This is a genomic window from Pengzhenrongella sp., from assembly GCF_036565025.1.
Lineage (GTDB): Bacteria > Actinomycetota > Actinomycetes > Actinomycetales > Cellulomonadaceae > Pengzhenrongella.
Genome location: NZ_DATCNW010000008.1, coordinates 1 through 11,852, shown reverse-complemented (window position 1 = coordinate 11,852; position 11,852 = coordinate 1). Strand labels below are relative to the sequence as shown.

The window sequence follows — 11,852 nt, the reverse complement described above, 5'->3', positions numbered from 1 at the left end:
TCCGGATCGACAACTACAGCGTCACGGCCCCGGTCGCCCCGGCACCCTAGGCTCGCTGACTGACGGCGTGGCGCCTTCGCGAGGACCGGCCCTGGGGGCTGGGAGGTTCGCGGGCGTCACGCTGTCCCATGCCCGCCGCGGGTGTCGACGTACCGGTTGAACCGCGGCGTCGCGCCCAGCGGGCCCCTCCCGGAGTGAAAATTCACCCACAGATGGTCCTCGATTCGCCAACGTCATCGAACGAATGTGTGCCTGGCTATTCCGTTTTGCCCCTATTGTCCGTCAGGATTGTCGCGTCGGGCGCGTCGAAGCGCCGGGCGTGGACGGACGTGGCACAGGGGGCAGCCATGGCGGGACCGAACCGCAGCGGCGCCGTCGTCATGCCGCCAGGAGGAGGAACGCCATGAGAACTGCACGTGCGACCGCGTCCAGGGCGATCGCGAGCGTTGCGACCGCGGCGCTCCTCGTCGTCGGCCTCGCCGTCGCGGGCCCGCAGCGGCCCGCCGCGGCCGACTCCGCGCCGTCGCCCGGAACGCCGGTCACGATCGCCGGTGACGGACTGCCGACGGCGCAGATCAACGGCGTCGCGTGGGCGCAGGTGATCGTGTCCGGGACCGTCTACGTAGCGGGTGCGTTCACGACGGCTCGTCGCGCGGGCGCCGCCGCCGGCACCTCGACCGTCACGCGCGCCGACCTGCTGGCCTACGACCTGGCCACGGGCAACCTCACGTCATGGGCGCCGAAGCTTAACGGGGCCGCCTACTCCATCGCGGCATCCGCGGACGGGACCCGGATCTACGTCGGCGGCGACTTCACCCAGGTGAACGGCGTGGCGCAGAACCGCTTCGTCGTCCTCAGCCGGTCGACGGGGGCGAGGGTCTCGGGCTTCAACCCCAACCCGAACTCCACGGTCCGGGCGATCGCGTCGACGTCGAGCACCATCTACCTCGGCGGTCGCTTCACCAAGGTGGCCGGGAACACGCGGAACCGCCTCGCAGCGATCAGCGCGACGAGCGGCGCGCTGCTGTCCTGGAAGGTCTCGGCGACGTATCAGGTCGACGCGCTCGTGATGAGCCCGGACAAGAGCCGCCTCATCGTCGGCGGGCGGTTCACGACCCTCAACGGGGTCGCGGCGCCGGGGTCCGGTGCCGTCTCGGCGTCGTCCGGTTCGGTGCAGAGCTGGGCCGTGAACAAGATCGTCACGAACTACGGCTACGACTCCGGCATCGACGCCCTGAGCACCGACGGGACCCTCGTCTACGGCGCGGGCTGGGCGTTCCTCGGCCACAACGGCGGGTACGGCAACCTCGAGGGCATCTTCGCCGCCAACCCGAGCAACGGCGCACTGGTGTGGCTCGAGGACTGCCACGGCGACACCTACGGGGTGTACGCGGGACCCGCCACGCAGGCCGTGTACGGCGTCGGGCACCCGCACTACTGCGGGAACATCGGCTCCTTCGGGGACTCGGAGTGGAGATTCATCCTCGCGTTCTCCAAGAACGTCGTCTCGACGATCAAGCACAACACCGTCTCGCCCTACTACGACTTCTACGGCAACCCGGCGCCGGCCAACCTTGACTTCTTCCCCAAGCTGACCGGGGGCACGTACACCGGCACCGGTCAGGCGGCCTGGAGCGTCACCGGGAGCGGGAGCTACGTCACGTTCGCCGGTGAGTTCCTCACGGTGGGCGGACAAGGCCAGCAGGGCTTGGTACGGATGGCGCTGGCCCCGGAGTCGCTGAACAAGCTCGGGCCGGAGCGGACCGGTTCGTCGTTCCAGCCCAGCGCCTCGTCCCCCTCGGCGGGCACCGTGAAGCTCACGTGGCCGAGCAACTGGGACCGCGACAACGAGAACCTGACCTACAAGGTGGTACGCAACAGCGCGACCACCGTCTACACGACGACGACGAAGTCCACCTGGTGGAAGCTGCCCACGCTCTCGTTCACGAACACCGGGCTGGTCAAGGGGCAGACCTACAGCTACAAGGTGGTGGTCAGCGACCCGTTCAACAACACCGTCACGTCACCATCCGTGAGCATCAAGGTGTCCAGCTCCTCGACCGCGGCGCTGGCCCCGACGCAGCAGCAGTCCCTGACCAGCGAGCAGTCCCTGACCGGCGAGCAGACCCTCGCCGGCCCGTCGGCGCCGGCCGCGACGCGTCCGCCGGTCGCGGACTTCGTCGCGACGCACGCGGACCTGACGATCTCGGTCGACGCCGCGGCGACGACCGACCCCGACGGGACGATCGCCGCCTACCAGTGGGACTTCGGTGACGGCGTGCTCGCCACCGGCAAGGCGGTGTCGCACCACTACGCGTCCGCCGGGACCTACATCGTGACCCTCACCGCCGTCGACGCGTCCGGCGCGAGCGGGTCCACCCAAACCACCGTCACGGTCACCGCCCCTGCGCCGACCGTGGCGGTGTTCGACACGTTGTGACTCGTCCATCAGTGGAACGGCGGGAGGCGGGGGTTGACGACCTCAGCGCGCGTGACGTTGGCTGATCCTTGGCGTGGATCGGACCGGTGTGAGGCGGATCAGCGCTGCGTGGGCTATGTGGGTGAAAAACCCCATATCGGGTGAAAGCACGCGGTCCGCCGGGCTATGTTCGACACCTACGCGAACGGATCCGCTCGCGGGCCAGGGGGACGCGGTCCAGACATTCGGGCCCGGCACGGTGACAAGGATGTGGTGATTCGCGTGGCCCGTGACCATCGACTGCGCGTGGCGATGATCGGCACGCGTGGCGTTCCGGCGCGCTACGGGGGCTTCGAGACCTGCATCGAAGAAGTTGGCTCGCGGCTCGTGGAGCGTGACATCGACGTCGTCGTGTACTGCCGGCGGATCCCCGGCACCACGGAGCCCGAGCAGCTGACCCACCGCGGGATGCGTCTGGTGCAGCTGCCGGCCCTGCGCACGCGTGCCCTGGAGACGCTCAGTCACACCTCGCTCTCCGTCGCGCACCAGCTGCTGCACCCGGCCGACGTCGCGCTGGTGTTCAACGCCGCGAACGCACCCCTGCTCCCGGTGCTCCGTGCGCGCCGGATCCCGGTGGCGACCCACGTCGACGGCCTGGAATGGCGGCGCGCCAAGTGGGGCCCCACCGGGCGCCGGTACTACCGCGGAGCCGAGTCGCTCGCCGTGCGCTGGTCCGACGCCCTGATCGCGGACGCGACGGGGATCGCGGACTACTACGTGAACGAGTTCGGTGCCGCACCGGACCTCATCTCCTACGGCGCTCCCATTCTTGCGGACACGCCCTCGGACGGGCTCGCGGGCCTCGACCTCGAGCCCGGCCGATACCACCTCGTGGTCGCCCGCTTCGAGCCGGAGAACCACGTGGAAGAGATCGTCGCCGGCTACCGCCGGTCGGGCGCGAGGCTGCCGCTCGTCGTCGTCGGCTCGGCGCCGTATGCCGACGAGTACACGCTGCGGGTGCGTGCCGCGGCCGACGAGCGGGTGCGGTTCCTCGGCGGGGTCTGGGACCAGGGCCTGCTCGACCAGCTCTACGCCCACTGCCTGACGTACCTGCACGGGCACAGCGTCGGCGGGACCAACCCCTCGCTGCTCCGCGCGATCGGGGCCGGCGCACCGTCCGTGGCGTACGACGTCCCGTTCAACCGCGAGGTGCTGCGGGGCGCGGGACGCTTCTTCCGCACGCCCGACGACGTCGCCCGCGCCGTGGAGCGCGCCGAGGAGGACCCGGCCGGCGAACGCGCGCGGGGCGAGGAGGGCCGCGAGCAGGCCAAGAGGTACGACTGGGACGACGTCGCCGGGTCGTACGAGGTACTCTGCCGCCGGCTCGCGGCGGCAGCCCCCGTCCGCCGCCCGACCGGGCGCCGGACCCGCACCATCCCGGCGCCGGCGAGCGCCCACGACGCCGACGACGCCCACTCCGACGACGGAGCCCGCGGCGATCCGGTCGACGGCGCAGCGAACCGCGCGTCCGGCGGCGCGGCGAACCGTGCGTCTGAGCGCGCGCCCGACGGTGCAGCGAACCGTCCGGCCGACGGTCCGGTCAACGGTGCGGCAGACGGTCAAGCACGCGGCTCGGCGCAGTTCGAGCGGGAGAATCAAGATCGCCCGACGGAGGTGCGGTAGTGGTCCAGGTGGGGGATCGTCCGGCGCAGGTTCGTGAGACGTTCCGCCAGACGCATGCCCGGCTGAGCGGCGCGCAGAAGGGCGCGCGAGGCGCGCCGGCCTACTCGCGGTTCGTGAACCGTCCCGCGGGCCGGCTGCTCGCCACGGCGGCCTACGGGATGGGGCTGACCCCCAACGGTGTGACGGCGATCAGCGCGGTGTGGACGTTCTCCGCGATCGCCGTCCTTGCCCTCGCGCGGCCGTCCTGGGGTGCCGGGATCGCCGTCGCGGTCCTGCTGCTGGTGGGCTACGCGTTCGACTCGGCAGACGGCCAGCTCGCGCGGCTGCGCGGCGGTGGCAGCCTGGTGGGCGAGTGGCTGGACCACATGGTCGACTCGGTGAAGACGGCAAGCCTGCACCTCGCGCTGGTGATCGGGCTGTATCGCGCGCAGGTCGTCCCCGAGGCCTGGCTGCTGGTGCCGCTCGGGTATTCGGCCGTGTCGACCGTGCATTTCTTCGCGATGATCTTGAATGACCAGCTGCGTCACCGCGGCGGAGCTGCGATGCGCTCCGCGGCGGGTGGTACGCGTGCTCCCGTGTTTCGCTCGTTGCTCGTCGCGCCGACGGACTACGGCGTGCTTTGCCTGGTCTTTGTTCTGTACGGAGCAACAGACGTGTTCGTCGCGGTCTATTCGCTGCTGTTCGCCGCCACCGCGGCGTTCCTTGCCGCGGCGTGCGTCTCCTGGTTCCGGGAGATGTCGGCACTCGGCCGACCGGATACATCAACTGGGTGAAGTTGCACCAGTTTCACCAGTAATGTCCGATCTCGGGCTACGGTTGGCCCCCTATGGAGAACTCAGAGAGGGGGCCGGCGTGAGTCGAGTAGTCGGGTATGCACCGGGCGCGTACGACCTGTTCCACGTCGGTCACCTCAACATCTTGCGGCACGCGAAGGAGCACTGCGACTACCTGATCGCGGGCGTCGTCTCGGACGAGATGTGCCTGCTGACCAAGGGCAAGGCGCCGGTCATCCCGCTCGTCGAGCGGATGGAGATCGTCAGTCACATCTCCCTCGTGGACGAGGTGTTCGCCGAGGTCGTCCCCGACAAGGTCGAGACCTGGCGCAGCGTCCAGTTCGACATCCTCTTCAAGGGTGACGACTGGCGTGGCACTGCCAAGGGAGACAAGCTCGAACGGGACTTCGCCGACCTCGGCGTCAAGATCATCTACTTCCCCTACACGAGGCACACCTCGAGCACCGCCCTGCGCCGTGCGCTTGCGGTGATCAACGGCGAGCTGGCCGATCCCGAGCCCGCGCGGGTCAGGCGCTAGATGTCGCAGGCGCGGTCCTGGCTGTTGATCGCCGCGGCGGCTGACCGGTACGGCGCCGATGCGATGCTCGTCTACGTCGCGGACCACCTGCGCAGCAGCCACGTTCCGGTGCGCGTCGTGCTGCCGCAGGACGGTCCGTTGCGCGCGCTGATCGTCGAGCGGGGGATCCCGCACCTGGTCTCGCCCACCCTGGTGGTGCGCAAGCGGCTCAAGGCGCCGGCCTTCCTGCTGGGCGAGGTGGCCAGGACGCCCGGGCGCATCCTGGCCCACCTGCGGCTGCTGGCCCGAACCCCGGGGGGAGGCGTCTACGTCAACACCGTCACCGTGCCCTTGTGGGCTGTGCTCGCGCGCGCCATGCGTCGAAAGACCGTGATCCACGTGCACGAGATCCTCGGTGGCGGATCCTTCGCGGCGGTCGCCGTGCGCAAGGCGCTCTACCTCCAGCTGTTCGCTGCGCATCGCATCATCTGCGTCTCGGACGCCGTCCGGCGCGACGTCGTGTCGGCGTGGCCCCGGCTCGCCGATCGTGCGGTGACCCTGCTGAACGCCGACTTCGAGGAGGCCGAGCGCGCCGAGCCGATCTCGACCTCGGGCGGCGCCCGGGACCTCGTGGTGGTCGGCAGGCTGAGCCCACGCAAGGGTCAGCATCTCGTCCTCGAGGCGGTGCTCGGAATGCCCGACGGCGAGCGCCCCACGGTCGCCCTCGTCGGAACGGTCTTCCCCGGGTACGAGTGGTACGAGGACGACCTGCGCCGGACGGCCGGTGAGGCCGGGCTCGAGGTCGACTTCCTGGGCTACCTGCCCAAGGACGAGGGCTTTGCGCGGGGCGCCATCGTGGTCGTCCCGTCCACGGCGCCGGACCCGGCGCCGCTGGTGGTCATCGAGGCGCTCGCTCGCGGCTGCCTCGTCATCGCGGCCCGCACCGGAGGGATCCCCGAGCTGCTCGGCTCCGAGGGCTTCCTGTTCGAGCGGGGCGACGCCGACTCGCTGCGGGAGTGCCTCGAGCGAGCCCTCGCGTTGAGTGCGGCCGAGAACCGTGATCTGCGGCTCTCGGCGCTCGTACGGGCCGGGGTGCTGAGCGCGTCCGCCTACTGGAAGTCGCTCGATTCCGTGCTGTCCGGCCTCGGCCGCTGACCGAGGCGGACAACGGGCTCTGCGCGGGTCCCCCGCGCGCGCCGGGCTGCGCACAGGTACCCGGTAGGGTATTTGCGCGGGTTCGCCCGGTGCAAATTGCCCCGAACTGCCCGCACCTTGAACTCTCAATTGTCGCTCGGGCCCGCCGAACGTGTACCTCGTGGAACAAGGGCTGAAGCACGTCGTGGGCGTTGCGCTGGGGGGCGCGGCGGCTTCCGTCGTGCTCGCGGTGATCGGCAAGCTCCCGTGGGCCGTCACGGTCGCGGCTGGGGCTCTGCTGCTGGTGGGCGCGCTCGCGGGCAGGTCCGCCGCCCGCGGGAGCGGGCCGGCCGTGACCGCGGTGCCCGGGCCCCCCGAGCACGCAGCGGCGTTCCGCGCGGCCGGGGCGAACCGTGCGGGGGCCCACGGCCTGCCCGCACAGCCCGCCGGCGGCGTGCACGGCGGCGGACCGGACGCGAGCGGTCCGCCCGCCTGGCTCGTCGCGGAGGTGGCCCAGGCGGCGTCGGCGGTCCAGCAGACCATCGGCACCGTGGACGACGGCCACCGCAGCCTCTCCACGCTCAAGGGGAGCCTCGACCAGCTCGGGTCGGATGCCCGGGCGGCGTCGGGCGACGTCGATGCGAGCCGGAACCTGACCTTCCAGATCCTCGGGCAGATGCAGGCCCTCGGCGAGTCGTCGGAGCAGATCAGCGCGGTCGTCGAGACGATCCGCAAGATCGCGAGCCAGACGAACCTGCTCGCGCTGAACGCGAAGATCGAGGCGGCGCGGGCCGGTGAGTCGGGCCGGGGCTTCGCCGTCGTGGCGGCCGAGGTGCATGGCCTCGCGCAGGGTTCCCGCAAAGCGACCGAGGCGATCGACGCGATCGTCGCCGAGATGCGCGAGATGACGGACGCGACGATCGAGGTCGCCGAGCTGGCGAGCAACCAGGTGGAGTCCGCGAGCACGAGCATGCAGACCGTCCTCGCCGACATCGCACCGGTGCAAGGGGTCGAGGCCGAGACCGACCGTGCGGTGCGCGAGGCGAGCAGTCAGCTCAACCACCTCGGAGCCGCCCTGACGCGTCTCGCGCACGACGTCTCGGCGCTGAAGGAGACGAGCCATGTCCGCACCTGAGATCGTTCCGCTGCTCATTGTCGGCGGAGGTCCGGCCGGGTACACCGCTGCGCTCTACGCGGGGCGCGCCGGGCTCACGCCGATCTGCATCGAAGGCTTCGACTCGGGCGGACAGCTCTCGCGCTCCTTCCTCGTGGAGAACTTCCCCGGTGTGCCGGATGGGACCTCCGGTGCGGACCTGTCCAACCGGATCCGGGAGCAGGCCATCGGCTTCGGCGCCCGGGTCGTGATGGACGACGTGGTCGGCGTCGACCTCTCGCGCCGGCCGTTCAGGGTCGTCACGACGTCGCACAGCTACCTCGCGGATGCGATCGTCGTCGCGACCGGCTCCGTGCCGCGCCCGCTCGGCCTGCCGCGTGAGGAAGAGCTGATCGGTCGCGGCATCGCGTACTGCGCGCTGTGCGACGGCGCCTTCTTCGCCGGCCAGGAGGTCATCGTCGTCGGTGGCGGGAACGCGGCACTGGGCGAGTCGATCCAGATGGCACGGGTGGCCTCGCGCGTCACGTTGGTGCACCGTCGCAGCGAGTTCCGCGCCGACGACGTCGTCGAGGTGGCGGCGCGCGCGATTGCGGGCATCGAGATCCTGACGCCGCACGTCGTCGAGGAGCTGCTGGCCGACGACGACGGGAACCTGTGCGGGGTCCGGCTGCGGAACCTGTCCACCGGGGAGCGATGCGTCCGCGAGACGGCCGGGCTGTTCGTCGCGATCGGCCACGAACCGGCGACGGGACTCTTCGCGCCGTACCTCGCCATCTCCCGCGGCCACATCGTCACGAGCCTCACGTCGACGGAGACGTCGTTGGAGGGGGTGTTCGCGGCCGGGGACGTCGCCGACTCGCGATATCGACAGGCGGTCACCGCGGCGGCCTCCGGCTGCCAGGCGGCGATCGACGCCGAGCGGTGGCTGGTCACCGGGGACTGGGTCGGCGCGTCCGTCGAACCTGCGGTGCCCGTGGCGGCGCGACGGCGTGGTCCGAGCGTGTCCCTGCTGATCCCCGAGCAGGCCGCCGAGCACAGCCCCATGACGGACCCGGTGCACGACCCGGCGCATGACCGGACCTCGAGCCATCCGTAGCGAGGACGACCCGAGTGAGACAACCAACCCTAAGGAGTGCGCTGTGCTGATCGGATCACCCGCCCCGGACTTCCGGATGCTGACGACCAAGGACCTCAACACCCTCGAGCACGAGGCCACGCTCGCGGACTACCGCGGCAAGTGGCTCGTGCTGTTCTTCTACCCCGCCGACTTCACCTTCGTCTGTCCGACCGAGGTGATCGCGTTCAGCCAGGCGGTGCCCGTCTTCGCCGAGCGCGATGCCGAGGTGCTCGGCGTGAGCACGGACGGCGTGCACGCCCACGTCGCGTGGATGGAGTTCCACATCGGCCCGCTGAACTTCCCGCTCGCGAGCGACCGTACCCAGGTCGTCTCGAAGGCGTACGGCGTGCTGGACGACCAGGGCCAGTCGGCCCGCGCGGTCTTCATCGTCGATCCCAACGGGTTCGTGCGGCACGAGGTCATCCATGACGACCGCGTGGGACGTTCGGTCGACGAGATCCTGCGAGTGCTCTCGGCTGTCCAGGCTCCCGGACGGACGTTCGCTGCTTACACCGCGCCCGAAGTCGCGGTCGCCTTCCCCGCTCCCGCGTTCGCCGCCGCCGACTGACGTCCCACCGAAAAGAATCGAGAAACTCCCATGCCATCCGTCGTGATGTACTCCGCCACCGGTTGTCCGCTCTGCGCCAAGTACAAGATGCTGCTCGCCGAGAAGAAGATCGTCTTCACGGAGCGAAACACCACCGAGAACCCTGCCCTGCTCAATGAGCTGGCCCGCAAGGGCATCCGAATGGTTCCCACGATATTCGTCGGGGAAAAGTACGTGTCCGGGTTCCGCCCCTCGAGCCTGCTCGAGCTTCTGGTCTGAGCCGGCCGTGTCACTCTCATTCATCGGCTCTGGGAGCCCGTCGATGCGCAAGTACGCGGCCGAGCTCATCGGCACGTTCTTCCTCGTTTTCACCATTGTGACCACGGTGCTCAGTGGTGCGACCCTCGCGCCGCTGGCGATCGGCGTCACGCTCACCGCGATGGTCTTCGCCGGCGGCCACATCAGCGGCGCGCACTTCAACCCGGCGGTGACCCTCGCGGTCTGGATCCGCGGCAAGATCGACACGAAGGACGTGCCCGGATACGTCGTCGCGCAGATCGTGGGCGCCATCGCGGCGGCCGAGATCGCGCACCTGGTCACCGGCAAGGACGCCTCCTCGGCGCTCACGTTCTCGGGCGGGAAGCTGGGTGCGGCGTTCATCGCCGAGGCCCTGGTGACGTTCGCGCTGGCCTACGTCGTCCTGAACGTCGCCACCAGCTCCGACCATCCGAACAACTCGTTCTATGGGCTCGCGATCGGTCTCACGGTGATGGCCGGCGCGATCGCGGTCGGCGGCATCTCCGGCGGCGTGTTCAACCCGGCGGTCGCGTTCGGGGTGAGCACTGCGGGCCTGGTCTCGTGGTCGATGCTCTGGGTCTACGTGATCGCCGATTGCGCCGGTGCGGCCGGCGCCGCGTTGGTCTTCCGCGCGCTCAACCCCGGCGAATGGGCACCCGCCTCGTTCGGACCGGCGCACGCCGTTGGTGCCGGCACAGCCGAGGGCGCTGCTGCGGCGGTGATCGCTGCGGCAGGTGAGGGGACGTTCGCCGACGGCGGCGTCTCGACGCCACACTCCGCGGCCGAGGCGAGCGAGACGGCCAGGTTGTAGGTCGAGGGCGGCCGTCGCGCACGCTTGGCCCTGGCGCAGTCCTTGGCGCTGGCCTTGACCTTGACCGTGACGCTGGCCTTGACCTAGACCTTGGCCGCGACGTTGCCCTTTGCGTTGACCGAGACGTTGGCCTTTGCATTGGCCGCGACGTTCGCCGCGACGTTCGCCGCGACGGGCCGACCAGTCATCGCGGTCGTCCTCTGCCGAGCGAGCGCGCGGGGGCGACTCTTCGGTGTATTCAGGCGCCGGTCGACGTCGCTCGTCGCCGAGTTGAGGTCCGTCGGAGTCCTCACTCGAGCATGAAGGCGGGAACGGTCATTCCGGTGTGCGGATCGGTCTTCCGCGTGAAATCGAGGTCATCCGGCGGTGCTCCCGGAGGCGATGCCCCCGGAGGCGATGCCCCTGGAGGCGACGCCGCTCCCGGAGGCGATGCTGCTCCCGGTGGTGCGCCGGGGCTTTGCCCGATGACGTGCCCGGTGGGGTCGGTGAAGGTGTAGTCGACCGTGGCGAGCGTCCCGCGGGGTCGCGGGACTCCGTTCTGGTCGGGCCGTGGAGCGGGTTTCCTGGTGATGCTGAGGTCGAGTCGGTGCACCTCGTGGTGATGGAAATTGCAGAGCAGGATCCCGTTGTCGACCGAGGTCGAGCCGAAGTCGCGTTTCCACCAGCGGATGTGGTGCACCTGGCACCACCGGGCGGGCTGGTCGCACTCGGGCCACGCGCAGTGCCGGTCCCGGGCGATGACCGCGCTGCGCTGCACCCCGGTGAACAACCGCTCCGAGCGTCCCAGGTCCAGCGGGTTGCCCTGGGCGTCGATCACGATCCGGGTGAGATCGCACTCGCACATCACGAGCGCCAGCTCGCTGGTCGGCACCGGGGTGCCCTCCTCCAGCGTCGCCGGCGCGTAGCCGAACGGCACCCTCGCCCCGCCGACCGCGTTCACCGCGCCACCAGGTGCATCGACCGACCCGCATCCACCGACCGACCCGAGGCCGATGACCGGTCCGAGCCCGGCCGCGCGGCCCAGCCCGTCCACCGCGCCCAGTCCGTCCGCCCGGCCGAGCCTGTCCACCGCGCCGAGCCCGTCCACGCGGCCGAGCGCATCCACCAGGCCGAGCCCGTCCGCGCGGCCGAGTCCGTCGATCGGACCGACCTCGCCCGCGGACCTCTGCTCGCCGACCGGCATGAGCCCGTCGATCTGACCGACCTCGCCCGCGGACCCCTGCTCGCCGAGCGGCATGAGCCCGTCGATCTGACCGATTGCGTCGACCGACCCGAAAGCGTCGCCACCGTCGTCGTCGCCGGCGGTGTTGTCCTGGACGGGCCCGAAGCCGAACGTGGCGCGGGACCGGTTGGTCGTGTCGCGTTCGCTCTGCACGGCCACCCAGGTCTCCTCGGTCAGGATCAACGTGACCTGAGGCGGGACGTGCGCGTCGGGCTTGT

The 11,852-nt window shown here is 70.4% G+C and carries 11 protein-coding genes; 10 read left to right on the top strand and 1 reads right to left on the bottom strand.

Annotated elements, in window-relative coordinates; all coding sequences use genetic code 11:
- The first annotated feature begins 403 nt into the window (after positions 1 to 403).
- From VIM26_RS00345 to VIM26_RS00300, 10 genes are all read left to right on the top strand, one after another.
- Entirely contained in the window at positions 404 to 2,440 is a 2,037-nt protein-coding gene (locus VIM26_RS00345; protein ID WP_331948316.1) for a PKD domain-containing protein, read from the top strand.
- A gap of 261 nt (positions 2,441 to 2,701) precedes the next feature.
- A complete protein-coding gene (locus VIM26_RS00340; protein WP_414696423.1) occupies positions 2,702 to 4,102 on the top strand; it encodes a DUF1972 domain-containing protein in 1,401 nt (466 codons plus the stop codon).
- The gene (locus VIM26_RS00335; RefSeq protein WP_331948315.1) at positions 4,102 to 4,875 is read left to right on the top strand and encodes a CDP-alcohol phosphatidyltransferase family protein; all 774 of its coding nucleotides are present in this window, start codon (positions 4,102 to 4,104) and stop codon (positions 4,873 to 4,875) included. Before VIM26_RS00340 ends, VIM26_RS00335 begins: the two co-directional genes overlap by 1 nt.
- 79 nt (positions 4,876 to 4,954) lie before the next feature.
- Positions 4,955 to 5,413: an adenylyltransferase/cytidyltransferase family protein gene (locus tag VIM26_RS00330; RefSeq protein WP_331948314.1), complete on the top strand. Its 459-nt coding sequence runs from the start codon at positions 4,955 to 4,957 to the stop codon at positions 5,411 to 5,413.
- Positions 5,414 to 6,547, top strand: coding sequence for a glycosyltransferase family 4 protein (locus VIM26_RS00325; RefSeq protein ID WP_331948313.1), 1,134 nt, complete (start codon positions 5,414 to 5,416; stop codon positions 6,545 to 6,547). It begins immediately after the preceding gene.
- A gap of 160 nt (positions 6,548 to 6,707) precedes the next feature.
- A complete protein-coding gene (locus tag VIM26_RS00320; protein ID WP_331948312.1) occupies positions 6,708 to 7,661 on the top strand; it encodes a methyl-accepting chemotaxis protein in 954 nt (317 codons plus the stop codon).
- A complete protein-coding gene (locus VIM26_RS00315; RefSeq protein WP_331948311.1) occupies positions 7,648 to 8,736 on the top strand; it encodes an NAD(P)/FAD-dependent oxidoreductase in 1,089 nt (362 codons plus the stop codon). The genes VIM26_RS00320 and VIM26_RS00315 overlap by 14 nt, the downstream gene beginning before the upstream one ends.
- 43 nt (positions 8,737 to 8,779) lie before the next feature.
- A complete protein-coding gene (locus tag VIM26_RS00310) occupies positions 8,780 to 9,325 on the top strand; it encodes a peroxiredoxin (protein WP_331948310.1) in 546 nt (181 codons plus the stop codon).
- A 30-nt stretch (positions 9,326 to 9,355) separates the two neighbouring features.
- Positions 9,356 to 9,583 (top strand): glutaredoxin family protein, encoded by a 228-nt coding sequence (locus tag VIM26_RS00305; protein WP_331948309.1) that lies wholly within the window; start codon positions 9,356 to 9,358, stop codon positions 9,581 to 9,583.
- 43 nt (positions 9,584 to 9,626) lie between these two features.
- Positions 9,627 to 10,412, top strand: a complete 786-nt coding sequence (locus VIM26_RS00300; RefSeq protein ID WP_331948308.1) for an MIP/aquaporin family protein — start codon at positions 9,627 to 9,629, stop codon at positions 10,410 to 10,412.
- Positions 10,413 to 10,701: 289 nt separating this feature from the next.
- Here VIM26_RS00300 and VIM26_RS00295 read toward each other — a convergent pair.
- The coding region (locus VIM26_RS00295; RefSeq protein WP_331948307.1) for an HNH endonuclease signature motif containing protein at positions 10,702 to 11,852 on the bottom strand (1,151 nt) is incomplete at its 5' end.